Here is a 25,071-nt window from a genome sequence, read left to right as displayed (position 1 = left end):
AACCGACACCGCGAACGACACCGGAAGGAGCCGATATGTCCCTGCTCGACCTGCAGAACCTGGAGACCCCGGAGACCACCGGCGGGGGTGGCGACGACAGCAGCGTCAGCCTGCTGCTGTGCGACAAGCACAGCTCGCACAGCAATCTGCTGTGCCTCTGAGCGCGGCCTTGCCGCACACGGCGCGGCCCCGGGCGGCTTCCGCCCGGGGCCGTCCCCGTGGCCGCCGGCCGGCGGGCCGTCAGACCCAGCCGGCTGCCCGGGCGATGCGGATGGCGTCCACCCGGTTGCGGGCCCCGGTCTTGTGGATGACCGCGGCCAGATAGTTCCGCACCGTGCCGCGGGCCAGCGAGAGGACCGCGGCGATCTCCGCCACCGGTGCCCCCTCCGCCGCCAGCGCCAGCACGCTCAGCTCGCGCCCGGTGAGCGGCATCTGCGCGGCCCGGAGAAAGTCCCGGGCCAGGGTGTCGTCCACGAACGGCCGGTGCTGCGCCACCTGCCGGACCGCGTCCAGCAGCAGCTCCGGCGCCGCCTCCTTGCTGACGAATCCCAGTGCCCGGGCCTCGGAGGCCCGCCGCACCAGACCGGGGCGACCGCCCTCCAGCAGCACCAGCAGCGCGGCCCCGGTGGGGGCGGGCCGGCAGCGGCCGCGGGAGTCGAGGTCGACCATGCAGACATCGGCCGGCCGGGAGCCGGGTGCCGCCCCGTCGGCCTCCTCCCAGGAAGCGGTGGCCACCTGGATGTCCGGATGTCGGTCCATCAGCGACGCCAGCGCGGAGCGCAGCAGCGGCTTGTCGTGGACGAGAAGTAAGCGGATCACGAAGTGCCCTCCCTGACATGCCCGGCACCTGCCTGCGGATCTGCACTCCCCCGTGTCCGTCCCACCCCGCTCCTGCCCGCGCAGACCGGGATAATTCCGGGCGCACCGGTTCTTCGAGGTTTTTCGGAAAGCGTGCCCGGTCCTGGAGATTCCGCGGCCCCGATGTGGCGGCCGGGCCCCGGTGCCGGTCGGTCAGCCGGTCAGCTCCGCGACGGCGCGCAGCAGCCGCTCGATGTGGGCCGCGGGGGTGGCCGCCCCGAAGCCGGCCCGCACCGCCCGCAGCGGCCCGTCGCAGCCGGTGTCCCGCCCCGGCATCGCCCAGCAGGGCCCGGACCAGGGGGTGGGCGCGGAACAGCCCGGCCCGCACCCCGACGCCGTGGCGCCGGCCGTCCGCGTCCCGGGTCACCGCCCGGCCGGCGCCGCCGCCGGCCAGATAGGATGCGGCGCCGGACGGGGCGCAGAGCTTGTGGCCGTTCATCCACCAGTCGCCGGCCGATCTCGGCACCCTGTGCCCCTACTGCATGGTGGTGTGGACCGTCTCCATCGCCCTGTTCTGGTACGTGGCACTGCATGTGCTGGAACGCGGCATCGTCCCGCTCCCGGAACGGGCCCGGCCCGCCCTGCGCTGGATGCTGGACACCCACTGGGTGATCCTGGGCGCCTGGTACGCGCTGATCGCCCTGGCCGCGTTCCTGCGCTTCACCGGATGATGCGCCCCCGCCGCCGGTGACAGTTCTGTCACAGTTCCCCCGGCCTTCCGGCCCGGCATGTTTGTCCGTCAACTCCTGGGTACGCGCGTTACGTTGCGTGCCGGGCCGGAGGGGGAGACGTGACGGAGAAGCGACCGATCTTCGAACGGCGTGCGGTGATCCGGGCGGTGCACGCCCTGGTGCAGCCGGACTTCGCCCTGCCGCCGCCCGGTGACCGGCCGCTGGTGCTGATCGAGGGACCGCCCGGCAGCGGCAAGACCGTGCTGCTGGACGCGCTGGCCGACCGGATCCGTCCGCACATCCCGCACGGCCGGGCCGATTTCACCGACCCCCGGCACGAGGACGTTCCGTACACCCTGTCCGTCCTCGCCGGAGCCCTCACCCACCGCCGGCCCCGCTACCGCCGGCTGCGCTTCCCGCGCCTGCTGATCGGCCTGCTGGTGACCGGGGAGGATCTCGGCCATCTCGACTTCGAGCAGGCCCGGCAGGAGATCACCGCGCTGCTGCGGCAGCGCCGGCGCGGAAGCTGGCCGCACCGCTTCCTCCAGGAGGTGGCCGGTGCCCAGAACCTGGAGCTCGGCCTGGCCACCGGGCTGCTCGGCACCTCCCTGCAGATGCCGCTGCGCGGCCTGGACACGCTGGTGGGATTCACCTTCTCCGGCCGGGCGCAGACCTGGTTCGGCCACCGGGACCGGGACCTTCCGGACCACCCGGTGGACACCCTGGTGACCCTCAACACCCGGGCCCGGGAGGCGCGGGAGGAGGAGGGCGGAGCGGAACGGGCCGCCGCCGCCCGGGCGTACACCGCCCAACTGCTGTGCGAGGCGTTCCTGGCCGATCTGCGGGACGCCGCCCGCCGCCTCCGTGGCCTGCCCACCCCGGTGATCCTGCTGGACAACGCCGGAACCCCGGCCGGCCGCCGCTTTCTGCGCCGGCTGCTCCAGGCCCGCCCGCCGCTCGGCCCGGCCGAGCCCCTCACCGTGATCGCCACCGCCCACGACGCGCTCCCCGAACTGGCCGACGCCCGGACCGCCCGGCTGCTGGAGGTGCTGGAGGCCCCCGAGCGACCGCTTGTTCCGGCGGCGGAGACCTCCGGGCCGCTCTGGCTGCGCTACCGGCTGCCCGACCTGAACCGGGCGGATGTGCAGACCCTGCTGGACGGCGGGTCCGGCCGCGCCGACCGGCGCCTGGCCCGGCTGGTGCACGAGTTCTCCGCCGGCCACGCCGAGACGGCGGGACTGCTGGCCACGCTCGCCGTGCGCGGCCCCGGCGAGCCCGGCTCGGTCGGTGAACTGCTCGGCCGCCCGGTGCCCCGGGAGCCGGAAGGAGCCGGCACCGGCACCGGCCACGGCACCGGAACCGGCACCGGTGAGGCGGACACCGCGGGGGAGCGGCTGCTGCACCGGCTGCTGCCCGCCGAGGCGCACCAGGCCGGGGCCGCCGTGACCGCCCTGGCCCGCGGCGCAGCCCCCCGCCGCGAGACCGACGGGCTGTGGCTGAGCCACCAGAGCGATCTGATCGACCCCGCCTGGCAGGACACCGTCCGGCAGGCCGCCCTGTGGCTGGGCGCCCCCGCCGGCCCCGCACCCGGCACTCCCCGGGACTCCCGCACCCTGGTGCTGCGCCGGCTGCTGCTGCGCCGGCTCGCCGTACTCCCCGGGGACGACGGGCCCGGCTGGCGGACCGTGCACCAGCGGCTCGCCGGCTTCTGCCGCACCGCCGGGGACCGCACCGGGGAGCTGTACTACCGGCTCGCCGCCGACGACCTGGAACAGGTCGCCGCGGACCTCGCCGCGCTGCTGCCCGGCACCCCGGGCGGCGCATGGCTCCGGCTGCTCACCGAGGTGACCCGGGCCCCGTGCGGCTCCGCCGAGCGGCGGGAGCTGGAACCCTACGCCCACTACCGGCAGTTGCTGGAGATGTCCGCCGCCGGTCCGGGCGACTCGGCCGGGGCCTGGACGGCGCGGGCCGTGGCCGCCCTGCGGGTGCTGGCCGACCCGGCCGGCGGAACCGACCGCGGGTTTCTCTGCTCGCAGGCGGCCCGGGCCCTGGCCGCGCTCGCCCCGCACTCCCGGGACGGGCTGGTCGAACTGCACCGGGCCGCACGCGAGTACGAGCGACAGGCCCAGTGGTGGTCCTGACCGGGCCCCGACCGGCACCGCCGCCCGCCGGACGCACCGGAACCGAGCCGCACCCAGCCGCACCGAGGAGACCCTGATGTCCGCGCGTACCGACACCTCCGAGGATTTCGCCCCCAGGCCCCGGGTCCTGACCAGGCTGCTGCTGCCGGCCGCGCTGCTGGTCCTGGCCGTCCTGGCCGCCGTGGCCGTGGTCCGGCTGCCGCCCCATCTCGCCTGCGGGGGGCTGGGTTCCGGGCTGGTCGAGCGGGGCGGCGAATGCATCGGCGTGACCGACGGCGGGCCCGCCTTCCTGCCCGGCCCCGAGGAACTGCACGAGGAGTACCGGCGCATCCAGTCGCTGATCAAGGCGGAGAACGACCGGGTGGCGGACGACGGCCGGCCCTCGGTGAAGGTCGCGCTGGTCTCCACCCTCACCCCGGACACCGGCGGCCCGCTGTCCCCGGAACAGATCCTGCACTCCCTGCGCGGTGCCTATGTCGCCCAGATGCGTGCCAACCACGGCGAGGAGGCCCGCCTCGGCGACCCGGGCCTGCAGATCCGGCTCCACCTGGCCAATGCCGGCAAGGTGCAGGACAAGTGGGAGCCGGTGGTCGAGGAACTGATCGGCATGACCGACGACCGGGCCCCGCTGATCGCCGTCGTCGGCTGGGGGCTGAGCGTCCAGGACACCGAGGACGCCGCGGCGCGGCTGTCGGAGGCCGGCATCCCCATGGTCTCCTCGGTGGCCAGCGCCACCGGCCTCAATCACAGCACGATCCCCGGGCTGGTCCGGATCACCCCGTCCAACGACGACTTCGTGCGGGCGCTGGCCGAGTACGCCGACGCCCGCCCGGACCTGAGCCGGGCCGCCCTGGTCCTGGACGAGAACTCCGAGGACCGGCATGTGAACACCCTCACCGAGGCCTTCCGGGCGCATTTCGGGGACCGGATCGTCAGCGAGGAGCCCTTCGGCGGGACCACCGTGGGCGACGAGTACCGGTATGTGGAGTTCTTCAACATCGTGCAGAACGTCTGCGGCACCGGCGCCGAGATGGTGCTGTTCTCCGGGCGCACCGCCAATCTGCACGACTTCCTGGACCGGCTGCGCGGCCGGTACTGCACGGAACGGCCGGTCACCGTGCTGTTCGTGGAGACCGGGCCGGTGATCGCCGAGGAGGACGTCCGGCCGCTGGACGACAGCGACATCACCGTGGTGCAGGCATCGGCCAACGACCCGCGCTGGTCGCTGGAGGAGGACAGCGGCGCCCCGGCGGGCTTCGCCCCGTTCTACCGGGCCCACCAGGAATATCTCGGCGGCCAGGGGCTGCCGGCCGAGCTCTCGGACGGCTACGCCCTCGCTCATCACGACGCCCTGATGACCGCCGTGCTGGCGATCCGCTCCCAGTACAGCGAGCGGCGCGGGGAACTGCCGAGCAGCGCCCAGATCCGGCCGGCCCTCTTCCAGCTCAAGGACGGCAACAGCGTCAAGGCCGCCAGCGGCAGTCTGCAGTTCCCCGCCGCCCGGGCGGGCGACCCGGGCGGGCGGCCGGTACCGGTGATCGAGATACCGGACCGCGGCACCGGCCACCCCGTCCATCACACCCCCCTGGAGTGACCGGTGCGCCGCCCGCCGGGCTAGCGGAAGCGGTCCGCGTGCTCGGCGGCCCACTGCGCGAAGGTGCGCGCCGGGCGGCCGAGCACCCGCTCGACGGTGGAGTCGACGCTGCTGCCGGCGCCTGGGTCGGCGTACCAGCCGACGACGTACTCGGCGTCCGCCCGGGACACCCCGGTGGCCATCAGCCGCTCCACGGCCTGCTCGTGGGTGATCGGGACGAAGGCGATGTCCCGGCCGACGGCCCGGGAGAGGACGGCGATCCGCCGGCGCGGGGTGAGCGATTCGGGCCCCGTGAGGTGGTAGGCGCGCCCGGCATGGCCGTCCCCGAGCAGTGCCTCCGCCGCCACCGCCCCGATGTCGGCCTCGTGGACGACGGCGCTGGGCCGGTCGTAGGGCTCGCGTACGACGCCCTCGCCGCGTATCGAGGCGGCCCAGGTCAGCGTGTTGGACATGAACTCCTGCGCCTCCAGCCGGGTCCACTCCACGCCGGAGTCCGCCACCGCCTGCTCGGCCGGGCCCACCCAGCCGCCCCACAGCACGGTGATGCGCCGGACGCCCGCGTCGACCGCCCGCCGCACCAGTGCCGGGCCGGCGTTGCCGAGCCCCGACGTCACCGTCAGATGCAGCCGGTCGACGCCGCGCAGGGCGGCGTCCAGCGTCTCCGGCTCCGTGTGCGTGCCGGCCACCGGCTCCGCCCCGGCCGGCAGCCAGGCCGCCGCCGCGGCCGGATCGCGCGTCAGGGCCCGGACCCGCTCTCCCCGCCGGGTCAGCTCCGCCACCACGTGCCGTCCGGTGTTGCCGGTGGCGCCCGTGACAAGTGTGGTCACCGTTGTGCTCCCTTCGTCACCGCCGACGCTAGAAGCTCAACTGCACTTGAAGTCAACCGGCCCCCGGCCGCTCTCCGGCCCCTCCTCCCGGACCGCGAACAGGCTGCCCGGTGCCTGCCCGTTGCCTGACCGGCGCTCAGCCCGCCGGGGGCTCTCCGGCGCCGCGGGGCAGTCGGGCGGCGAGCTTGCCCAGGAACTCCGGGCAGTCGCGGAAGTCCTCGGCATCGCACCGCAGGGCATGCTCCACCAGGTCGAGCGAGACCGTGGCCGCGGCGATGCGCTGCCGCAGCGCGGACCGCTGCCGCAGCAGGATCCGCCGCCGCTCCCCCCGGTCCGGCTCGTCACCCAGCCGGCGGATCTCCTCCAGGGAGAAGCCGCTCTCCTTGCCCAGCAGGATCATCGCCACGTCCATGACCTGTCCTGGCGCGTAGCGGCGCTGCCCGCCGACCCGGCGCGCCGGGACGAGCACACCCGTCTCCTCCCAGTGCCGCAGCACATGGGTGGCCAGACCGAAACGCCCGGCGAGCTCCCCGATGGTCAGTTCCCGCGGGACCGGATGCGATGCCGTCATGCCCGCCATCCTGGCACCCCGCCGGCGTCCGGGCCCCCGGCGCTCACCCCTCCCCGGTCTCCCCTCCGGCGGCCAGCACCAGCCGGGCGTACCAGGGGAACGGATTCCAGCCCGGCCGCAGCGGGCCGCGCCGCACCGGGGAGGCGGCCAGGCGCGGGCGGGCCCGCAGCGCCGCCTCGGCCTCCTCCAGCGGCGCGAACCGGAAGTCGTACACCATCACCCGGCCGCCCGGCCGCAGCACCCGCTCCAGCTCCGCGGCGGCGGCCGGCAGATCCGGCCAGTGGTGCATGCTCAGCGTCGTCACCACCACATCCGTGCCGCGGTCCGGCTCGGGCAGGGCGGCGACATCGCCGGTGCGCAGGGTGATCCGGCCGGACAGCCCCCGTTTCCGGGCCGCCTGCTCGCCCAGCGCCACCATGTCCGCGGAGACATCCACCCCCGTCAGACGCAGATCGGGGCGGAGCGCGGCCAGCTCGTGCAGCAGCCGGCCCGGCCCGGTGCCGATGTCCAGCACCCGTCCGTCCGGCGGCGCCACGGCCGCCACCTCCCGCGCCACCTGCCGGTACAGGCCGCGCAGCGTCCAGCGGGCCAGCCGGTCGTAGGACCGGCTGCGCCGCCCGTCGAAGTGACCGTGATCGTGCCGGCCGTGCCGCTCCACCGTGAGCCGCCTCCGCTTCGGCATGGGATCATCCCTCCTTCCAGGTGTCCGGACGGAAGGCCGGACACCCGGCCACTGTGGAGGTTCAGGTCGGCCTGAAGTCAACTCCCGCCGCCGCCGGGGCCGGGCCCCGGGCCGCCGGGCTCAGGCGGTCGCCGGGGCGTTCGCCCCGGCCCGGGAGATCAGCAGGTCGAGCAGCGCCAGCAGCGCCCCGCGCACATCCTCGCGGGAGCGGGCGTCGAGCATCAGGACCGGCGTCGCCGGATCGCTCAGATGCAGCGCGGCGGCGATCTCCTCGGCGGTGTAGAGCTGCTCCCCGTGGAAGCAGTTGGCGCCGACGATGAACGGCAGGCCGCGGTTCTCGAAGAAGTCGATCGCCGCGAAACTGCGGTCCAGCCGCCGGGTGTCCACCAGCACGATGGCCCCCAGCGCGCCGGCCAGCAGGTCGTCCCACATGAACCAGAACCGCTCCTGGCCCGGCGTGCCGAACAGATACAGCACCACCCCCGCGTCGCGGAGGGTGATCCGGCCGAAGTCCATGGCCACCGTGGTCGCCGTCTTCGACTCGATGCCGGCCAGGTCGTCGACACCGACCCCGGCGGCGGTCAGCCGCTCCTCGGTGCGCAGGGGCTGGATCTCGGAGACCGCTTCCACAAGGGTCGTCTTGCCGACGCCGAATCCGCCGGCGATCAGAATCTTGACCGGCGACTCTTCCTGGGCGGCGGGGTCGTCATATTCGGGCAAGGCTGTCCCTGATTCTCATGAGCAGATTGACATTGGAGGTCTCGGCGGCCTCCAGGGGAGGCCGGTGCGCGATCAGGCCGCGGTCGGCCAGCTCGCCGAGCAGGACCGTCATCGGGGTCAGACGCATGTGCATCCGGGCGGCGATCTCGGCGACGGCCCTGCTCTGCGGCGGGCGGCACATCCGCAGAATGGCCTGCCACTCGCTGGGCAGCCCGCCCGCGTTCTCCGCCGCGGGCGTCGCGGTGATCAGCGTGTCCATGGTCAGGGCGGCGCGGGGAGCGGCTGTACGCCCGTCGGTGAGGGCGTACAGCCGTGTTCTCCGGCCCGTTCCGGGCTCGTGACCATCCGGCATCAGGAGTTGGGCACCTGCGCACGTTCCGGGGTGCTCAGCCATTCGCCGAGCGCCTGAGAGGTCCGCACCGCCTCGCCGCCCAGCTCGCCGAGCCGGGCCTTGCGGGAGGTCACCACGATGAGGGTGCTGCCCTCGCCGCAGCCCACGATGCACAGATAGCGGTCGTCCATCTCCACGAGCTGGCGGATCACCCGGCCGCCCGCCACCTCGCGGGAGATGGCCCGCATGGTGGAGGCGATGCCGGAGGCGGCGGCGGCGATCCGTTCGGCCTGGGGGCGGTCCAGCAGATAGGCACTGAGCTTGATTCCGTCGTTGGACAGCAGCACCGCTCCCTGGATGCCGGCGATCCGGCTGAGGTTGTTGTCCAGGATGCTGTAGATGGCGTCGTTCGGTTTCGTCGTCATGCCCTGTCCCGTCGGAGCTCTTCTTCCACTGTCTGGGTGCCGAGTGCGTAGTCGTCCCAGGCGTCCGCCACTTCCTCGGGGGTCGCGTCGTCCCTGGCCGCGCTCTCCGGTGCCCGCGCGTTCAGCAGCTGCCCGGCCATGTGCGTCTGCGGCACCCGCTCCGGCAGCGGCGGCCGGGCGCCGTCCGGGCGGGCCAGGGACTCGGTGACCTCCCGGGCCCGCTCGCCCGGCCGGCGGCGGGGGAGACCGGCGGCGGTGGGCGGTCCCTCGGACGGCGGGGCCGGGCGCGGCCCCGGTACGGGCGCGCGGCCGGTGTCCCGTCCGGCGTCCTCGGCCGCCCCCTCGGCCGGCTGCCCCTGCCGGGTCCTGCCGGTCTGCTCCGTCGTCCCGGCCGGCTCGGCCCTCTCGCCCTGTCCGGCCTTCGCGCTCCGTCCCGTCGTTCCGGACTGCTCCGGTGTGTCCGGCCGCTCGGCCCGGGCGGCCCCTTGCGGGGCGGGCGCCGGGTCCGCGGCGGGGACCAGATGTTCCGCGGGCAGGATCACCACGGCGGAGGTCCCGCCGTACACCGAACGGCGCAGCGTCACCCGGGCGCCCAGCCGGGCGGCCAGGTGACCGACCACGAACAGCCCCAGCCGGTGTGCGTTCTCCGCCAGCACCGAATAGGGCGGTGCGGAACGCAGCCGGCCGTTCATCTCCTCGTACCGCTCCGCGGCGACCCGCGGGCCGCGGTCCTCCACCTCGACCGACAGCCCGTCGGCCACCAGCTCCGCCCGGATCACCACCTTGGACCTGGGCGGGGAGAACCGGGTGGCGTTGTCCAGCAGTTCCGCCAGCAGGTGGCTGATCTGGCTGATCACCCGCGGCTGCACGCTGATCTCGTCCAGCGCCTGCCGTTCGATCCGCCGGAAGTCCTCCACCTCGGCGGCGGCCTCGCGCAGCAGGTCCGCCACCCGCATCGGCTCGATGTGCGGGTCCGGGATCTCGCCCCCGGCCAGGATCAGCAGGTTCTCGATCTGCCGCCGCATGCCCACGGTGAGCTGGTCGGAGCGCATCAGCTGGGCCAGCAGCGCCTCGTTGCTGCCGAAGGTGTCCTGGAGCTCCTCGGTCAGGGTGAGCTGGCGGCTCACCAGGTTGCCGGTGCGGGAGGCGATGCCGGCGGCGAACGAGCCGAACCCGTGCCGCTCGTCGGCGAGCTGCCGGTGCCCGTCCACGGAGACCGCGACCACCCGGGCGAAGGCGTCGCTGATCCGGCCGACCTCGTCCTTCTCCCCGGTCGGCCGGGGGAGTTCGTCCTCGGCCACCGGCCGGCCCTGCTGCAGCCGCTCGACCACGGCCGGCAGGGTCCGGTCGGCCACGGTGACCGTGCGGCCGTGCAGGGCGGCCAGCCGGCGCAGCACGGACCGGGTGGTGAGCACCACGGCCCCGATCACCAGCAGCAGCGCGGCGGCGCTGCCGGCGACCAGCCATCCCACCTCGGTCTCCAGTTCGCCGGCCCTGGCCTTCCCCTTGTCCAGCACCTCCTGCATCCGGTCCACGATGAACGCGGACAGTTCGGCGGAGAACTGCTCCTCGGCCGCGGCCCAGTCCTCGGCCTCCTCCGGCAGCGTGATGCTGTAGCCGGCGGCGCCGTGGTAGGCGAGCACCGCGTTCTCGGTCCGGATCTTGCTCTTCCAGGCGTCGGAGGCGGTGATCCGCTCCAGCGCCCGCCGGCTCTCCGGCGTCAGATAGGGGATCACCGAGGTGTCCATCAGATACCGCTGGGCACCGACGGAATGGGTGAAGTCGCTGAACTGCGCCGCGTTGAGCACCCCGGCCGGCCCGCCCAGGGCGAGGGTGGCGTCCTCCCGGGCGAGGAGTTCGTCGGCCGAGAGCAGGGCCGTGACCGGCCGGCTCTCGCTGGTCAGCCCGGCGTCGTTGAGGCTGGCGAACTCCTGGTAGATGCGGATGATCTGGGCGATCACCCGGGTGTAGTAGCCCACCGTGTGCGATGCGCTGCCGCTGCGGTTGTCCGCGGTCTCGCGGAAGGCGTCGAGCTCCTCCAGCCGGCTCTGCAGGTCCGCCAGATAACCGGCGGTGCGCTCGGGCACCACCGGGCCGGTGGCGAGCGCGTCGGCCACCGTGGTGGCGGCCCAGTCGGTGGCCGAGCGCTGGATGGCCATGTCGGCCTCCTCCACGGGGAACCCGGACCACCGGGCGGCCGTCATGCTGCGCTCGGCCTGCAACTCGGTCATCAGCTCGTACAGCGGGAGGCCGACCCGCTCCCCGGCCGTCACATCGGCCCGCAGGTCCTCGGCCTGCTGGAGCCAGCGCTCGGCGGTGAAGGCCAGTTGGGCGCCCATCGCCACGGATGGCACCACCGCGAGCCAGATGAGCAGGGTGCGCAGCCGGACGGCGCCCCGCCGCCGGGCCGGACGGCCGGCTCTCCCGGGTTCGCCGGTGTCTTCGGTTTCTCTGTCAGTCATCGGTCCTCATGCGCGGGAAAGGGGACAGACCGAGGTGCGGGCCCGTCCGCCTCCGGTGCCGGGGCAGCGGCCGGCAGCGCCGGTGCACGTCGGGCCCTGCCGGTGTCGGCCGGCACCTGAGGGGGACGCCGATCATATACAGGCGCCGGGCAAAAAGAGATCTTCCCGTAAAGATCGATACTTGACGCGAAGTTGCACGCTTTGGCCCAAGAACGGATCACTGTCCCGGATGGCGCCCCTTGGGTCCCGACGGATGCCGCCATGGGCCGCACAGGCGCAGGCGAGGATAGCGGCCGGACGGCGCCGGGGGAACGGACCGGACCGGAACAACTTCCGGACCGCCCCGGCGGATGTGTGCCGTCGCCACCGTGTTCGCCCAGGGCGGACAGGCCGGGCCGGCGGGCGCCCCTCCCGCCCCCGGGCCTACAGCCAGCCGGGATCGGTCTCCGTCACGGTGCCGTCCCGGCTCTCCAGCAGGTCGAAGCGCAGGTGGGCCTTGGGCAGTTCGTGACGGAAGAAGTACCGGCAGGCGGCCCGCTTGCCGAGGTGGAACGGGCTGTCCGCGGAGCCGGTGGCGAGGTGCACATCCAGCCACAGCCAGGCCAGTACCACATGCCCGACCGCCTCCAGATAGGCGGTGGCGTGCACCAGCGCCCGGGCCGGATCGCCGTCCGCCCACACCGTCGCGGTGACGCCCTGGACCCGCGACCAGGCCGCGTGCAGCTCCCGGGCGAAGTCCGCGGCGTCGCCGCCGGCCTTGCGGGCCCGTGCCGCGGTGTCCGCGATCCGGTCGCCCAGCAGGGCCAGCGCCGCCCCGCCGTCCCGGATGGCCCGGCGCCCCAGCAGGTCCAGGGCCTGGATGCCGTGTGTGCCCTCGTGGATCGGGTTGAGCCGGTTGTCCCGGTAGTGCTGCTCCACGTCGTAGTCGCGGGTGTAGCCGTAGCCGCCGTGCACCTGGATGGCCAGGTGGTTGCCTTCCAGGCACCACTGGGAGGGCCAGCTCTTGGCGATGGGGGTGAGGATGTCCAGCAGCCGCGCCGCCTCCTGGCGGTCCTGGGCGGTGGCGGCGGTCTCCTTGTCGTCCACCAGCCTGGCGCAGTACAGGATCAGGGCCATGGCCCCCTCGGCATAGGCCTTCTGGGCCAGCAGCATGCGCCGCACGTCCGGGTGCTCGATGATCGGCACCGGGGGTCCGGAGGGGTTCTTGTCGCCCAGCGGGCGTCCCTGGAGCCGGGTGCGGGCATACTCCACCGCCTTGAGGTAGGCGGTGCAGCCGAGCGCCGCGGCTCCGGCGCCGACCCCGATCCGGGCCTCGTTCATCATGTGGAACATGCAGGCCAGGCCGCTGTGTTCGGCACCCACCAGCTCGCCCACCGCGCCCGGGGCACCGCCGGGGGTGTGGCGGCCCTCGCCGAAGGCCAGCACGGCGTTGGTGGTGCCGCGGTAGCCCATCTTGTGGTTGAGCCCCACCAGGCTGACGTCGTTGCGGTCCCCGGTCCGCCCGTCCGGTTCCAGCAGGTACTTGGGAACGAGGAACAGCGACAGCCCCTTGACCCCGGCCGGGGCCCCCGGGGTGCGGGCCAGCACCAGGTGGACGATGTTCTCGCCGAGTTCGTGGTCACCGCCGGAGATCCACATCTTGGTGCCGAACAGCCGGTAGCTTCCGTCCGGCTGCGGCTCGGCCCGGGTGGCCACGTCCGCCAGGGCGGAGCCGGCCTGCGGCTCCGACAGGCACATGGTGCCGTAGAAGCGGCCGGCCAGCATGGGCCGCACCCAGGTGTCGATCTGCCCGCGGCTGCCGTGCGCGCACAGCAGGGCCGCGTTTCCCCGGGTGAGCATGGGGTAGGCGGCGGTGCCGATGTTGGCGGCCTGGAACCAGGCGAAGCAGGCGGTGGCCACCACCCGGGGCAGCCGGGCGCCGCCCAGCTCCGGTTCCATGGGGGCGGCCAGCAGCCCGGACTCGGCGAACGCGGCCAGCGCCCGGCCCACCTCCGGGATCATCTCCACCCGGCCGTCCACCATGCGCGGCTCGTTCTGGTCGGCGAGCTTGTTGTGCGGCGCGAAGTGCCGGGTGGCGAGCTGCTCGCTGAGCTCCAGCACGGCGTCCACGGTCTCCCGGGAGTGCTCGGCGTAGCGGGGCCTGCCCAGCAGCCCGCCGACGTCCAGCCAGTGGTGCAGCAGGAAGTCGAGGTCCTCCCGGGAGAGCAGGGTGGACGGCGTCGCCATGGCTCGGGCCCCCTTTCGCCGGCCGCCGGCGACCACCGGGCGGCCATGCTGTTACTCAGCGTGGTTACTAAGCGCTTGCTCAGTCCTCACCATACCCGGTCGCCCCCCTGGCGGCCAGCACCCGCACCACCCCGGATACCGGCCGCCCGCCCCGCCGGGACTCAGCCGCGCGCGGCGGCCACGGTCCGGGCCAGCCGTGCCGCCGCCGTGCCCAGCCCGGTCGGCCCCTCCGGCAGCACCCCGCGGCGGTGGTGGCGCAGCAGGTCCTCCTCCCGGTAGCGGCGCACACTGCGGTGCCAGTTGAGAATGGCCGGCATCCAGTTGCGCAGGTCGTCGGCGTACGCCTCGACCGCGCGGCGGGCCTCCTCGTCCAGGCCGGCGTCCTCGAACAGCACCGGCAGTTCGGCGGCGGCGATGTGCTGGAACTGCGCCAGCCTGGACCGCATCAGATCGTCCACGATGCCGAGCGCGGCGGGGTAGCCGCAGCCGAAGAAGTTCTGCACCACCAGCAGGGCGTTGTGCACCTCGCCCTCGAACTCGATCTCCTTCTGGTAGGAGAAGGTGTCGTTCATCAGCGTCATGTAGTCGGCCGCCGCGTTCTCCAGCGAGATCAGCGGTCCGCCGGCCCAGATGTCCGGCGGTACGCAGCGCCCGTGCGACAGCCGAGCCAGATTCATCGTCAGACCGGAGCCGAAAGTCAGGCGCCGCATCTCGGTGTAGTCCACCGGGTCCGGGATCCGGTTCTCCGCCACATTGGCCAGCTCCCACAGCCAGCTGTCGAGCATCTCCGTCACGGTGCGGCGGAACTCCCGGCGGGCCCGCTCCTCCATCGGGCCGGCGGTGCGCTCCCACAGATCCGTCAGGCCCCGCTCCATCGAGGTGGCCGGCGCCGCCGGCGGCTCTCCTCCGGTCACCGGCATGCAGGCCTTGAGCCGTTCGGTGACCGCCTTGGCCCGCGCCAGATCGCGCCCCGGCCCGAAGACGGCCGGGTAGTAGTCGTCGGCGAAGGTGCCCCACACCAGCCAGCAGCTCGCCAGGTCCAGCTCCTGGAGCGTGGCGTCCGGATCGATGCCCGCGGCGCACAGTGCGAGGTCGTAGTCGGCCAGCTTCGCCTCGTCCCACACCGTCCGGCCGCCCGCGTCGGGCTGCGGACCGAGAATGCCCATCCGCTCCGCCCACTGCGCGGCCCGGCACCGCGCCTGGTCGAGATGCGGACTGAGGGTGAGCTCGAAGGGCATGTCGAACTCCGGCAGCCGGGACGGGCCGACCCGCTGGAACGGCACATGGCCGTATCCGCGGGCCCGGGCCCGTTCCGCCCGGGCGGTGGTGGAGACCGGTGCCCGCCCGATCCGGGCGGCGGCCGTGCCCGGCCCGGCCGGCAGCAGGAAGGCCGGCCCGGCGGCCCCCGGTTCGGCTTCCTCGTTCATGTAGCGGCTGGAGCGCATGTGCCATTCGTGGCCGCCGGACTGCCAGTCCTGGAGCCCTTTCGCATAGGCCAGCACCGCCGCGCATTCGCCCGCGTCCAGGGCGTGTTCGGCGAACACCGGGCCCAGTTCCGTGAGGGCGGTGTGCTCGAACTGCTGCAGCCGCGCGGTGAGCAGGTCGTTCACCGCGTCGGCCGCCTCCTGGGTGGTGCAGCCCAGGAAGGTCTCCAGTACCAGCACCCCGTTGGACAGTTCGCCCTCCTGCTGCGTCTCGCGCTGGTAGGAGAACAGGTCGTTGCGCAGATGCACGCCGTCGGCGAAGGTGTCCCGCAGCACCCGCAGGGGGCGTTCGCCGGCCACCCGGGCGGGCACCTCGGCGCGGGCGGCGAACTCCACCAGCCCGGCCGACCAGGGCGCGCCGCCCACCTTGCGCCGCATCTCGATGTACTCCACCGGATTGGGGATCCGGCCGGCGTTGATGTTGGACAGTTCCCACAGCGACTCGTTGAGCAGGTTCCTGGTCGACTCGGCGAACCGTGCCCGCCAGTCCTGCGACATCGCCGGGACGGTGCGCGCCCACAGATCGGCCAGCCCCTTCTCCACGGGGTTGGCCGGTTCCGGGAAGCCGTCCGCCAGTTCCATGGGCATGAACGCGGGCAGCCGGTCCAGATACGTTTTGCCGCCCTCCCGGTCCCCGGTCCGCTTGAACAGCTCCAGGAAGTGGTCGTCGAAGAAGAACACCCACACGTACCAGTCGGTGACCAGCGCCAGATCGCGCTCGGAGGCGTCGGGGTGGGTGTAGGAGCACAGCAGGGCGTAGTCGTGGGCCTCCAGGTCCCCGGTGTCCCAGATCCCCGATCCCTCCAGCATCCCCATCTCCCGGGCCCATTCCCGGGTGTGGGCGCGGGCGGACTCCAGATGCGGATTGAGACGCGCCGGATACGGCGTGTAGAACTCGGGCAGGTGGAACGGCGGTGCACTCACGTGATGCTCCCGGTGTCGCGGCCCGGACAATGCGCAGAACGGATTACCCCACCGCCCGGCCGCCAGGCCTTCACACCTCCGAATCCCACCTTGGGGGTGAAGATGGGAACGAATGCACGAATGCACGAATGCGCGAATACGTGCACAGGGGTCGATGGGGCTGTGCTTGCCGCAGCGCACCCGCCGTCACCCGGGCGGGCCGCCCGGGCTGCGGCCAGGAGCCCGGAATGCCAGCATCGACCCGGTACGGCCCCGGACGAGGACGGTGTGCGGCGGATGGACAAGACGGGACTGATCGAGGAGACCGTGCGCAGGGCCGGGGACGGCGGCTCCGGGCCGTCCGCGGAGGAGACCGAACGGGTTCTCGACGCACTTTTCGGCACCCTGGAGCACGCCGGGGTGATCGCCGAGGCACTGCGGCGCGGAGAGCCGGTCACCGTGCTCGGCTTCGGCACCTTCCACGCCGAGGATTCACGCGCCGTGCTCCAGCCCGGCAGGGCGCTGAACGAGTACATCACCCACGACCTGCCGCCCGACCGGCCCTGACATCCCCATCCGGCCGGCATCGGCCAGGCGGGCGTAAACGCAGGTCATGCGAGCGAATGCCGGATGCACCGGGGCCCGGCGGCGGGCCGGCGGGGAAAACGGTGAACGGCACGCGGCGGCCGGTGAGCACCGTCGACCGCCCGTGCCCGTCCCACTTCCCCCACCGGCGCAGGAGCATGCCATGACCATGGAAGCGACCCGGGTCGACTTCGACAAGGAGACCGGCATCGGGCCCACCGACCCCGAGGGCGAGTTCGACCCGGAGGAGCGACGGCTCCTCGAGGACGTCCAGGGCAACATTCTCAAGAGCCACGGCCGCGACCACAGCCGCCATCTCTTCATCCGGTTCGACCCCGCGCAGCGCGATGCGGCCCGCTCCTGGCTGGCCGGCATGGCCGACCAGGTCACCAGCGGAATGGAGCAGTGGAACCAGTCCCGCCGCCGGGAGCAGATCTTCGCCAGGGCCGGCTTCGGCCCGGCGGCGGTCTCGGCCGGAGCGGAAATCGGCAGACAGCCGAGCGTCACCATGGGCGGCCAGGCCGGCCCGCTGGGCATCGCGATGACCGCCGGGCTCGGCGGCATGCCGGGCGTCTCCGTGAGCCCCCCGGCCGCCGACGGCCGGGGCCCGGAGGACCCCGAGGCGTATCTGAGCGCCGAGCTCCGGGAACACCCCAGCCCGCCGTTCGTCTGCCTGATGCTCTCCGCGGCCGGCTACCGTGCCCTCGGCCTCACCGACCTGCCGGACGACGCGGCGTTCCGGCGCGGCTCGCGCGACGAGGAGACCCGGTCCAAGCTGTGCGACCCGCCGGTGGCCGAATGGCACCAGGGATTCCGCGAGGCGCACCACGCCCTGATCGTGGTGGCCGACGACGACGCCCGGCGGGTGCAGCAGAAGGCCGACGGGATCCGCGACTCCCTCACCGCCGCGGGCGCCGGCAAGGTGGCCCACCAGGAGATCGGCAAGGTGATCAGGCTGCGCCCCAACGGCCCGCCGCGCGAGCACTTCGGCTTCGCCGACGGCATCAGCGAACCGCTCTTCTTCGCCAAGGACATCGCCAAGGCCGGGCAGAGCGAGCCGGGCCGCAAATGGAATCCGGGCGCCCCGCTGAAACTGGTGCTCACCAGGGATCCGGGCGGCGACCTGGAGACCGGCTACGGCTCCTACTTCGTCTACCGCAAGCTGGAGCAGGACGTCCCCAAGTTCAACGAACAGCGCCTGAAGCTCGCCCGCGCGCTGGCCGAGGCCGACGGCCGGGACCACCCGCACGAGGGCGACAAGGAACTCGCCGGCGCCTACATGGTCGGCCGGTTCCGCGACGGCATGCCCGCGCACCTGCCCGCCACCGCCCGCGGCACGGACGACGCGGTGCCCAACGACTTCGACTTCGGCGAGGACCAGGAGGGCAACAAATGCCCCTACCAGTCCCACATCCGCAAGACCAATCCGCGCGGGGACACCGTCTGGCGGTTCAACTCGACGCTGGCGGAGGAACGCACCCACCGCATCGCCCGGCGTGCCATCTCCTACGAGAGCGAACGCACCGTAGGGCTGCTGTTCCTGTGCGCCCAGTCCGACATCTCCGCACAGTTCGAGTTCATGCAGGAACGCTGGTGCAACAACATCAACTTCATCGCCGGAGGTGACGACGGCAAGGCCGCCACCGGCCAGGACCCGGTGGTGGGGATCGGCAGCTCCGACACCCCGGGCCAGTGGCCCCGGAAGTACGGCAAGCCGGAGCGGACCTCGGTCGGCCTCGCGGAGTCGGTGCGGCTGCGCGGCGCCGAGTACTTCTTCGTCCCCAGCCGCAGCTTCCTGCGCAGCGTCCGCCCCTGACCGCCCCCGTTCCCGGCCGGCCGCCGGGTGTTCAGCCGCCGCCGTTGCCGCTCCGGCCGCGGCCCGCGGCGGGACCGGCCGGGTCCAGGGCCGCCTTGGAGGCGGTGACAAAGGCGTAGATGGCGGCCTTGGAGGATTCGCGGCGCCGGGCGAAGACCGCACGGTCATCGGTGGCGTAGAGCTGCTCCACCTCCGTCAGCGCCTCTCGCGCCCGGTCCACCAGCGGCCGGCTGTCGGTGAGGAGCTCCACCCGGAACATGGCCTCCTGGGCGGCGGTGCGCAGCGCATAGGACGTCCGGCGCAGCCCGAGCCGGTCGTCGTCGGGATGCTCCTCCCGCTCGGCGTACCAGCGGTCCATCACGCCGCGCCGGTAGTCCATCAGCGCCCCGCCGTAGGCCGCGTAGGCGTCCAGCCGCTCCTGCCGGAGCCGCTCCGCCCGTTCGATCCCGGCCGCCAGCCGGGTCGATTTGCGCTGGTAGTGGTGGGCGACGGTGGTACCCAGCAGGGTGCCCAGCACCGCTATGACACTTGCCCCGAGAACCTCCATCCGCCAAGTGGATCACGCCCGCGGCGCGGCGGCGAGCCCCGCTGCGCGCCCGGGCCCCGCCAGGCGGCGGGCCGGCGCGTCGGCGCGTACCGCCGCCGGTATCCGGCCGGCCTACGCCCGCGCGTCGGACCTGCCGGTCCGCCCGCAACCGGTGCTTTCCTGGAGGGAACCGGGCCGGGGCGCCGCACGCGGTGCGGGACCGGCAGCGACCCGTGGCGACAGGAGGTCCGACGATGCGGCGAGGTCCCTACTCCGCGGTCCGGAGGCGGCTGTACCGCGGCGGCCGGCCGCGGCCGGTGGCGCGCCGGATCGACCGGCTCACCGCCGCCTGGCACGCCGGGGCGCTCTCCCCCGGAAACTGGGTGACACTCGAGGTCCCCGGCCGCCGGAGCGGCCGCACCATCACGTTCCCGGTCGTGGTGGCCGACTACCGGGGCGCGGGCTACCTGGTGTCCATGCTCGGGCAGAACGCCAACTGGGTGCGGAACGTCCGGGCCGCGGACGGCAGGGCCGTGCTGCGCAAGCGCGGCCGCCGCGCCGTGCGGCTCCACGAGGTCGGACCGGCCGACCGCGCACCCATCCTGCGCCGCTATCTGGAAGTCGCGCCGGGAGCCCGTCCGCATTTCCCGGTGGACCGGCACGCCCCGGTGGCGGACTTCGCGCGCATCGCCGCGCGCTACCCCGTCTTCCGCCTCGGGCCCCGGGAACCGCGCGGCCCCGGCGGACCGTCGCTGCCCGGCACGCGGGACGGCCGGGCGCACGGGGCGGCGGGGCCCTGAGGAGCGGCGCACCGGGACCTGCCGGCTTCCGGGCCGAAGCCGGTTCCGCGGCCGTGCGCCGGGCCCGCTCCCCGGGCCAGCGGGGCCGGCGCGACATCAGCCGCCGCAGGGCCCGGGCGACCTCGGCCGGGGCCTCCTCGGCCATGAAGTGCCCGCAGGACACGGTGGTGTGCTCCAGGTCGGGGGCCAGGCCCGCCACCGGGCCGCGGCGTCGTAGCCCAGCGCGGCGCCCCGGTCCTGCTGGAGCACCGTGACCGGCATGCGCAGCCGCTTCGCGGCGTCCCGGTCGGCCCGGTCGTGCTCCACATCGATGCCGGCCGAGGCCCGGTAGTCGGCCACGATGGAGGGGATGGCCGCGCGGGACGCCCGCAGATGGGCGGACCGCACATTCCCGGGGATGGCTAGGCCGGGCGCAGCGACGAGTCGACGTGTGTGGCCTGGAGATAGTGCTCTTCCTCGAACTCCAGGAAGAGGGCGTCGTCCAGGTCCACTTGCAGGTCCTCCTCCACCCCGGCAGCGGTGAAGTCCTCCCTGACGACGCCGGTCACCCGCACCCGCTCGCCCTCGTCGACCAGGCTGGAATCGGCGTCGACCACCAGGATCCGGCTCTCGCCCGGGTTCTCGGTCCCGGTGATGGTGAACGAGCCGGGATCGACGATCCGGCCGACCCGGGCCTCGACGGTGACCTCCTCGCCGACCCAGGTGTCGACGCCGTCGAAGAAGGCGTCCCCCTGGATGTCTCCCACATCGACGGATTCCTGCGGGTCGGCACGGCCGTCGTCACCGTCGCCGCAGCCGGCCAGAACGGCCGTCAGCACCATGGCACAGATCAGGGCGGCGGTCCGCGGGGCGGGGCGGTGCGGCAGGAGCGGGTGGTGCATCGTGTTCCTTCGCTTCGGTCCGGACGGCCGCCTTCCCGGGCACGCCGCCCCGGCGACCGCCACACGGCACAGGGTGACGATTCGACCACGGGGAGCGGGAACCGCCGCCGCGACCCGCCCGGCGCGGCGGCGCCTTCCCGCCGTCCGGAGGGAGTGTTCGCCGCCGGGGCAACGGGCACCCGGCGGTGGCGGGCGGGTGCCCCGAGGGCCTGCCCGCGCCGGGCCGGACACCTCGCAGTACGGAAGGAGCAGATGATGACCCAGCAGCAGCCGGGGGCGGGCGGCCGGCCGGTGGTCGCCTCGTACGCCACCTACGAGGACGCGCAGCGTGCGGTGGATCTGCTCTCCGACCAGAAGTTTCCCGTGGAGCACACCGCGATCATCGGCTCCGACCTGCGCATGGTCGAGACCGTTCTCGGGCGGCTCACCCGTGGCCGGGCCGCATTGGCGGGGCTGGCGGCCGGTGCCTGGTTCGGACTGCTGATCGGGCTGCTGCTGTCGATCTTCGCGGCCGACGCGGACGACGTCGCGGTGCTGATGCTCAGCGCGCTGTTCTACGGGGCCCTGTTCGGCGCCGTCTTCGGATTCGCCGGCCACCTGCTCTCCGGGAGCGGGCGGGACTTCACCTCGCGCAGCCGGATCGTGGCCGCCCGCTACGACGTCGTGGTCGGTGAGGAGTGGGCCGAGGAGGCCCGGGGCCTGCTCGCCGGGCACACCGGGGAACACGCCTGAGGCCGGGCCGGGCGGGCCGCCGTGCGGGTGATGACGGGCGGCAATGCGCGACACCCTCCGGCAGGGCCCCGGTGCGGCCGGGCGCCGCACCGATCATGAGAGCCGGCGGCGACCGACAAGATGCTGGAGGCACTGTGCGCACGCATGCACCGGTCAGGGCGGCGGCATCGGCCATTGCCGCACTGGGCCTCGCCACGGCCCTGGCGGCCTGCGGCGACGGGTCCGGCGCGCGGGCCGGGCAGGCCGGGCAGATCCCCGCGCAGACCACCACGACCCCTCCGGCGAGCCTGGACCCGGCGGACTTCACCACCGGGATCGACCACCCGCATCTGCCCATGGAACCCGGCACCCGCTTCACCTACCGGTCCGACGCGGACCCCGGCGGGGAGATGGGCAGGGTGCGGGCCGTTGTCGAGGTCACCGACGAGACCACGGAGATCGGCGGTGTCCCCGCGCTGATCGTGAAGGAGACCGTCAGTGTGGACGGTGTGGTGATCGAGGAGAGCGACAACTGGTTCTCCCAGGACAGCGACGGCAACGTATGGAATCTCGGTGCCGACACCAACACGGTGGAGGACACGGAGGTGTTCGAGACACCGGGAGCCTGGCAGTCCGGCAAACACGGCGCCCATCCGATCATCATCATGCCGGCTGGCCCCGAGGTGGGAGACGTCTACATCACGCCGGACGCCCCCGAGGAACAGGAGGCGACCGTGGAGATCCTGGCCCTCGACACCGCGGTGGACGTGCCCTTCGGCTCCTTCGACTCCACCGTGGCCACCGCGAACACCAACCCCGTCCAGCCCCACGACACATACCGCCTCACCTATGCGGAGGGCGTGGGCCTGGTCCTGAGGGAGCAGACCGAAGGCGGCGCCCAGCGCATGGAACTGATCTCCGTGGACCGGCCCTGACCCGGCCTCCCGGCCCGCGCCCGGGTGGCGGCCTTGCCCGGGGCCCGGTCGCCCCGAACCACGGCGTGCTCATCGCCGCAGCCCGGCGGGCAGCTTCACCCAGCGGCGCGCGGTGCGCAGATCGGCGGCGTCCCGGCCGTCGCTGATGCTCAGGCCCGCGGCGGCACAGGCGTAGGCCAGGATGTCGGCGCCATGGGGGAAGGTGCGCCCGCGCTGCCAGAAGCGGAAGTGCCAGTAGGCGTCCGGGTCGGACTTGTGCGGCCGGAGACCGATCTCCTCACGCGCCACCGCTTCGCCGTCGCGGGCCAGGGCGCCGAAGGTGCCGCCCGTGGGATTGAAGTACACCCCGTACGCGGCGGTTCCCGCCGATATCGCCCGGAGCACGGCCTCGTCCTCCGGCAGGTATCCGTCCTGCGTGACCACGCAGCCGCCGGGAGACCCCGCCACGCTCCGCACGCCCACGTGCCGCAGGGACTCCTCGAAGTCCGTCGGGTCGAAGGGCGCGTCATCCTGACCGGCCCGCGGGCACCGGGCGGGATCGGCACCGAGCCGCCGGATCAGCTCATCCTCGCCCAGGCCCCTGACGAAGGCGATGCCGAGCCCTTCCGTCCACAGCGGCTCCTCGCCGAAGGCCGCGATGAGCGCATCGGCCGCCTGTACGGCCGCGGCCTCCGCCGCGGGCAGCCGCACCGCCCCCGGCAGGTCCGCGACCAGCGGTGCGAGCGGCGTGGTCAGCAGCAGCCGGCCCGGAGACCAGTGCCCCGCCTGCGGGGTCCAGACATCCGCCCCGGCGCCGGTCAGCGCACGGATACGTCCCTGGTCCATGCTGTGGACCGCGTACCACAGCGGTGTGTGCCCGTCGTCGTCGCGTACGTCGACCGCCACGTCCCGTGACAGAAGCATCCGCACGGTCTCCTCCGTTCCCTCCTCCGCCGCCAGGTGCAGCGGTGCGGCCCCGCTGCGGCCGATGCGGGCCCCGGGGGGCGCGCCCGCGTCCAGCCGGGCCCGGACCAGGGCGGCATCGCCCCAGCCCCGGCGGCCCATGTGCCGCCAGTCGGCCCTCGGCGCATACCGCCGGCGGGCCTCCTCCTCACGGCGGCGTGTGTCGAGCTGACGCCGGGTCAGCGGCGGTGCGAGAATCGCGGGCGGTCCGCCCGCCGCCGCCGTCATGAACATCCGCGGCTGTGCCGCCGGCTCCGCCGGCTCCGCCGGCTCCGCCGGCTCCGCCGGCTCCGGCCGCTCCGGAGCGGGCCAGACCTCGATCACCCGGCCCGACGCCGCACGGAGCACCCCCGCGTCGACCGCCGTGTGCGTCTCGGTCACCCCCTCGTCCGGCCACTCGACGACCAGCTGGGTTTCCCCCGGCGGCGGAAGCTCGCCCAGATACAGATCGACATCGGTCCTGAACGGGGACGGGCGGGCGGGAAGCAGGCCCGGAGCCGGCGGGATCAGCCCGGTCGGCTGCGCCGTCGCCGCCGTGCCGGGCCGCCCCGGCGGCCCGGCGGCGGGAGCCGGCCGCGCCACTGTGCCGTCCAGGGAGGTCACCCGGCGGCCGTCGGAGAACAGCAGCCCCACCCTGAGCCCCGACTGGCGTCCGGCAGGCGGGTCCGCTCTGCGGGTCCTGCGGAAGACCGACAGATGCAGGGTGACGGAACGCGGCCATACGGACCAGCCGGTCAGCAGCACCCGCGTCTCCGGGCCGGCGCCGGCCACCGCGGGCTGCGGCACCTGCGCGGGGACGAACCGGTCGACGGGCGGCGCGTACCGCGCGTCGTCACTCCCCGGTGCGGTCGGCCGGGCCAGCACCGCCCGCCCGGAGAGCGGTTCCTCCGGCACCACAAGGTCGTCGAAGAATCCCACACGCCGAGCGTGGCACACCCCACTGACACCGCCTGCCGCGTCCGCGGCGCACGACGCCGATGGCAGACTCGGGCCCGGTCGGAGAACGGTCGCGCGGGCGCCGGACCGCGCGGTGCCGAGGGCGGTGACGGAGGATGAGGGTTCCCGGAGCATTCGCCGAGGCGACGATCCGGCGCGAAGGCCCGCCGGGGAAGGCGTGGATCGACGGTCTGCCGGAGCTGATCGGCACCATGCTGCGGGAGTGGGAGCTGACAGCCGACGGGGAGGTGCTGCACGGCCACGTCGCCGTGGTGCTGCCGGTGCGGCGCGCCGGGGGCGGCCGGGCGGCGCTGAAGGTGGCCTGGCCGGATCAGTACGCCCGCCGTGAGCCCGTCGGGCTGCGCGCCTGGGCGGGCCGCGGCGGTGTGCGCCTGCTGCGCCAGGACACCGGCCGCGCCGCCCTTCTGCTGGAACGGCTCCGGCCGTCGGTGAGCCTGGAGCACCGGCCGGTGCGCGAGGCCCTGAGCACCGCCGCCCGGGTGCTGCGGCTGCTCCACTCCGCGCCGCCGCCGCGGGAACTGCCCTCCGTCGCCGAGGAGCAGGGACCGGTGGCCGGGGAGATCAGCCGGTCACTGCCCGGGCGGCCCCGGTGGCAGTCCTCGCTCCTGGAAGCGGCGGCGGGGACCTTCCTCCGGGCCGGACCGGCGCGCGGCGGTGAAGCCGTCCTGCTGCACGGCGACTTCCACTACGCCAACGTACTCGCCGACGACACCGGCCGGTGGAAGGCCACCGACCCGAAACCCTGTGTCGGACCGCGCGAGTACGACCTGCTGCCGCTGTTGCGGAACCGGTGGACGGAGCTGCCGGCCGGTGACCCGGGCCCGGGGCTGCGGCACCGCCTGCGGATTCTGGCCGCATGCGCCGGTCTCGATCCCGGTGCCGCGGCCGAGTGGTGCCGGGCACGGGCGGCGATGGACGCCCTGGCGGCGGAGATGAGCCACGACCACGGCTTCGCCGCCCGGTCCTGGGCGATCGCCGGAGCGCTCCCGGCGCCCGGGCCCTGACCGCGCGGACCGGCCGCTG

24 protein-coding genes and 1 pseudogene are annotated in these 25,071 nt (G+C 74.0%); 10 read left to right on the top strand and 15 right to left on the bottom strand.

Annotated elements, in window-relative coordinates; genetic code table 11:
- Positions 1-35 precede the first annotated feature (35 nt).
- Complete coding sequence (locus tag BM242_RS14445; protein WP_093839229.1) at positions 36-161, top strand: SapB/AmfS family lanthipeptide; 126 nt, start codon at positions 36-38, stop codon at positions 159-161.
- Positions 162-240: 79 nt separating this feature from the next.
- Here BM242_RS14445 and BM242_RS14440 read toward each other — a convergent pair whose 3' ends face one another.
- Entirely contained in the window at positions 241-819 is a 579-nt protein-coding gene (locus BM242_RS14440; RefSeq protein ID WP_093839228.1) for a response regulator transcription factor, read from the bottom strand.
- A gap of 192 nt (positions 820-1,011) precedes the next feature.
- Positions 1,012-1,134, bottom strand: a complete 123-nt coding sequence (locus BM242_RS30260; protein WP_342746967.1) for a hypothetical protein — start codon at positions 1,132-1,134, stop codon at positions 1,012-1,014.
- Positions 1,135-1,283: 149 nt separating this feature from the next.
- Between BM242_RS30260 and BM242_RS14435 the strand changes: the two genes are divergently transcribed.
- The 3 genes from BM242_RS14435 (at position 1,284) to BM242_RS14425 (ending at position 5,264) form a co-directional block, all read left to right on the top strand.
- Positions 1,284-1,529, top strand: coding sequence for a vitamin K epoxide reductase family protein (locus tag BM242_RS14435; protein ID WP_093839227.1), 246 nt, complete (start codon positions 1,284-1,286; stop codon positions 1,527-1,529).
- Between the two features lie 119 nt (positions 1,530-1,648).
- Complete coding sequence (locus BM242_RS14430) at positions 1,649-3,670, top strand: P-loop NTPase family protein (protein ID WP_093839226.1); 2,022 nt, start codon at positions 1,649-1,651, stop codon at positions 3,668-3,670.
- 76 nt (positions 3,671-3,746) lie between these two features.
- Complete coding sequence (locus BM242_RS14425; protein ID WP_093839225.1) at positions 3,747-5,264, top strand: ABC transporter substrate-binding protein; 1,518 nt, start codon at positions 3,747-3,749, stop codon at positions 5,262-5,264.
- A 20-nt stretch (positions 5,265-5,284) separates the two neighbouring features.
- Here BM242_RS14425 and BM242_RS14420 read toward each other — a convergent pair whose 3' ends face one another.
- The 9 genes from BM242_RS14420 to BM242_RS14380 form a co-directional block, all read right to left on the bottom strand.
- Complete coding sequence (locus BM242_RS14420) at positions 5,285-6,091, bottom strand: NmrA family NAD(P)-binding protein (protein WP_093839224.1); 807 nt, start codon at positions 6,089-6,091, stop codon at positions 5,285-5,287.
- 136 nt (positions 6,092-6,227) lie between these two features.
- Positions 6,228-6,662, bottom strand: coding sequence for a MerR family transcriptional regulator (locus tag BM242_RS14415; RefSeq protein ID WP_093839223.1), 435 nt, complete (start codon positions 6,660-6,662; stop codon positions 6,228-6,230).
- Between the two features lie 43 nt (positions 6,663-6,705).
- Positions 6,706-7,344 (bottom strand): class I SAM-dependent methyltransferase, encoded by a 639-nt coding sequence (locus tag BM242_RS14410; protein ID WP_093839222.1) that lies wholly within the window; start codon positions 7,342-7,344, stop codon positions 6,706-6,708.
- A gap of 120 nt (positions 7,345-7,464) precedes the next feature.
- Positions 7,465-8,064, bottom strand: coding sequence for a GTP-binding protein (locus tag BM242_RS14405; RefSeq protein WP_093839221.1), 600 nt, complete (start codon positions 8,062-8,064; stop codon positions 7,465-7,467).
- Positions 8,051-8,416, bottom strand: coding sequence for a DUF742 domain-containing protein (locus BM242_RS14400; protein WP_093839220.1), 366 nt, complete (start codon positions 8,414-8,416; stop codon positions 8,051-8,053). Before BM242_RS14400 ends, BM242_RS14405 begins: the two co-directional genes overlap by 14 nt.
- Positions 8,416-8,820: a roadblock/LC7 domain-containing protein gene (locus tag BM242_RS14395; RefSeq protein WP_093839219.1), complete on the bottom strand. Its 405-nt coding sequence runs from the start codon at positions 8,818-8,820 to the stop codon at positions 8,416-8,418. Before BM242_RS14395 ends, BM242_RS14400 begins: the two co-directional genes overlap by 1 nt.
- Positions 8,817-11,282, bottom strand: a complete 2,466-nt coding sequence (locus tag BM242_RS14390) for a sensor histidine kinase (RefSeq protein ID WP_093839218.1) — start codon at positions 11,280-11,282, stop codon at positions 8,817-8,819. The genes BM242_RS14395 and BM242_RS14390 overlap by 4 nt, the downstream gene beginning before the upstream one ends.
- A gap of 423 nt (positions 11,283-11,705) precedes the next feature.
- Positions 11,706-13,508 carry an acyl-CoA dehydrogenase gene (locus tag BM242_RS14385; RefSeq protein ID WP_093839217.1) on the bottom strand — a complete coding sequence of 601 codons (1,803 nt, stop codon included), beginning with the start codon at positions 13,506-13,508 and terminating at the stop codon, positions 11,706-11,708.
- Positions 13,509-13,669: 161 nt separating this feature from the next.
- Positions 13,670-15,916, bottom strand: coding sequence for a terpene synthase family protein (locus BM242_RS14380; RefSeq protein WP_093839216.1), 2,247 nt, complete (start codon positions 15,914-15,916; stop codon positions 13,670-13,672).
- 276 nt (positions 15,917-16,192) lie between these two features.
- On the opposite strand from BM242_RS14380, the gene BM242_RS14375 reads away from it, so the two are divergent.
- Positions 16,193-16,462: an HU family DNA-binding protein gene (locus BM242_RS14375; RefSeq protein ID WP_093839215.1), complete on the top strand. Its 270-nt coding sequence runs from the start codon at positions 16,193-16,195 to the stop codon at positions 16,460-16,462.
- A gap of 181 nt (positions 16,463-16,643) precedes the next feature.
- Positions 16,644-18,296 carry a Dyp-type peroxidase gene (locus BM242_RS14370; RefSeq protein WP_093839214.1) on the top strand — a complete coding sequence of 551 codons (1,653 nt, stop codon included), beginning with the start codon at positions 16,644-16,646 and terminating at the stop codon, positions 18,294-18,296.
- Positions 18,297-18,327: 31 nt separating this feature from the next.
- Here the strand turns inward: BM242_RS14370 and BM242_RS14365 are convergent, their stop codons facing one another.
- Entirely contained in the window at positions 18,328-18,843 is a 516-nt protein-coding gene (locus BM242_RS14365) for a hypothetical protein (protein ID WP_175541415.1), read from the bottom strand.
- Between the two features lie 233 nt (positions 18,844-19,076).
- Between BM242_RS14365 and BM242_RS14360 the strand changes: the two genes are divergently transcribed.
- Positions 19,077-19,622, top strand: coding sequence for a nitroreductase/quinone reductase family protein (locus BM242_RS14360; protein ID WP_093839213.1), 546 nt, complete (start codon positions 19,077-19,079; stop codon positions 19,620-19,622).
- A gap of 88 nt (positions 19,623-19,710) precedes the next feature.
- Here the strand turns inward: BM242_RS14360 and BM242_RS14355 are convergent.
- Both BM242_RS14355 and BM242_RS14350 read right to left on the bottom strand, forming a co-directional pair.
- A pseudogene (locus BM242_RS14355) lies at positions 19,711-20,024 on the bottom strand (alpha/beta fold hydrolase); the annotation flags it as partial.
- On the bottom strand, positions 20,024-20,503 hold the full coding sequence (locus BM242_RS14350) for a hypothetical protein (protein ID WP_093839212.1): 480 nt from the start codon (positions 20,501-20,503) through the stop codon (positions 20,024-20,026). The pseudogene BM242_RS14355 and the gene BM242_RS14350, both read right to left, overlap by 1 nt.
- A gap of 255 nt (positions 20,504-20,758) precedes the next feature.
- Between BM242_RS14350 and BM242_RS14345 the strand changes: the two genes are divergently transcribed.
- Entirely contained in the window at positions 20,759-21,235 is a 477-nt protein-coding gene (locus BM242_RS14345) for a YflT domain-containing protein (protein WP_342746966.1), read from the top strand.
- 134 nt (positions 21,236-21,369) lie between these two features.
- On the top strand, positions 21,370-22,149 hold the full coding sequence (locus BM242_RS14340; protein ID WP_093839210.1) for a hypothetical protein: 780 nt from the start codon (positions 21,370-21,372) through the stop codon (positions 22,147-22,149).
- A gap of 69 nt (positions 22,150-22,218) precedes the next feature.
- Here the strand turns inward: BM242_RS14340 and BM242_RS30825 are convergent, their stop codons facing one another.
- Entirely contained in the window at positions 22,219-24,009 is a 1,791-nt protein-coding gene (locus tag BM242_RS30825) for an ankyrin repeat domain-containing protein (protein ID WP_093839209.1), read from the bottom strand.
- 134 nt (positions 24,010-24,143) lie between these two features.
- On the opposite strand from BM242_RS30825, the gene BM242_RS14330 reads away from it, so the two are divergent.
- Entirely contained in the window at positions 24,144-25,052 is a 909-nt protein-coding gene (locus tag BM242_RS14330) for an aminoglycoside phosphotransferase family protein (RefSeq protein ID WP_093839208.1), read from the top strand.
- The last annotated feature ends 19 nt before the right edge of the window (positions 25,053-25,071 follow it).

Origin of the sequence: Streptomyces aidingensis, from assembly GCF_900112355.1 — a bacterium.
GTDB lineage: Bacteria > Actinomycetota > Actinomycetes > Streptomycetales > Streptomycetaceae > Streptomyces > Streptomyces aidingensis.
This window is presented reverse-complemented; position numbering and strand designations above follow the sequence as displayed.

Bases quoted from the DNA above. Each gene is read 5' to 3' on its own strand.
- BM242_RS14445 (WP_093839229.1), top strand. From the start codon at position 36: ATGTCCCTGCTCGACCTGCAGAACCTGGAGACCCCGGAGACCACCGGC.
- BM242_RS30260 (WP_342746967.1), bottom strand. From the start codon at position 1,134: ATGCCGGGGCGGGACACCGGCTGCGACGGGCCGCTGCGGGCGGTGCGG.
- BM242_RS14425 (WP_093839225.1), top strand. From the start codon at position 3,747: ATGTCCGCGCGTACCGACACCTCCGAGGATTTCGCCCCCAGGCCCCGG.
- BM242_RS14415 (WP_093839223.1), bottom strand. From the start codon at position 6,662: ATGACGGCATCGCATCCGGTCCCGCGGGAACTGACCATCGGGGAGCTC.
- BM242_RS14410 (WP_093839222.1), bottom strand. From the start codon at position 7,344: ATGCCGAAGCGGAGGCGGCTCACGGTGGAGCGGCACGGCCGGCACGAT.
- BM242_RS14400 (WP_093839220.1), bottom strand. From the start codon at position 8,416: ATGCCGGATGGTCACGAGCCCGGAACGGGCCGGAGAACACGGCTGTAC.
- BM242_RS14395 (WP_093839219.1), bottom strand. From the start codon at position 8,820: ATGACGACGAAACCGAACGACGCCATCTACAGCATCCTGGACAACAAC.
- BM242_RS14390 (WP_093839218.1), bottom strand. From the start codon at position 11,282: ATGACTGACAGAGAAACCGAAGACACCGGCGAACCCGGGAGAGCCGGC.
- BM242_RS14385 (WP_093839217.1), bottom strand. From the start codon at position 13,508: ATGGCGACGCCGTCCACCCTGCTCTCCCGGGAGGACCTCGACTTCCTG.
- BM242_RS14375 (WP_093839215.1), top strand. From the start codon at position 16,193: ATGGACAAGACGGGACTGATCGAGGAGACCGTGCGCAGGGCCGGGGAC.
- BM242_RS14370 (WP_093839214.1), top strand. From the start codon at position 16,644: ATGACCATGGAAGCGACCCGGGTCGACTTCGACAAGGAGACCGGCATC.
- BM242_RS14365 (WP_175541415.1), bottom strand. From the start codon at position 18,843: ATGGAGGTTCTCGGGGCAAGTGTCATAGCGGTGCTGGGCACCCTGCTG.
- BM242_RS14360 (WP_093839213.1), top strand. From the start codon at position 19,077: ATGCGGCGAGGTCCCTACTCCGCGGTCCGGAGGCGGCTGTACCGCGGC.
- BM242_RS14350 (WP_093839212.1), bottom strand. From the start codon at position 20,503: ATGCACCACCCGCTCCTGCCGCACCGCCCCGCCCCGCGGACCGCCGCC.
- BM242_RS14345 (WP_342746966.1), top strand. From the start codon at position 20,759: ATGACCCAGCAGCAGCCGGGGGCGGGCGGCCGGCCGGTGGTCGCCTCG.
- BM242_RS14330 (WP_093839208.1), top strand. From the start codon at position 24,144: ATGAGGGTTCCCGGAGCATTCGCCGAGGCGACGATCCGGCGCGAAGGC.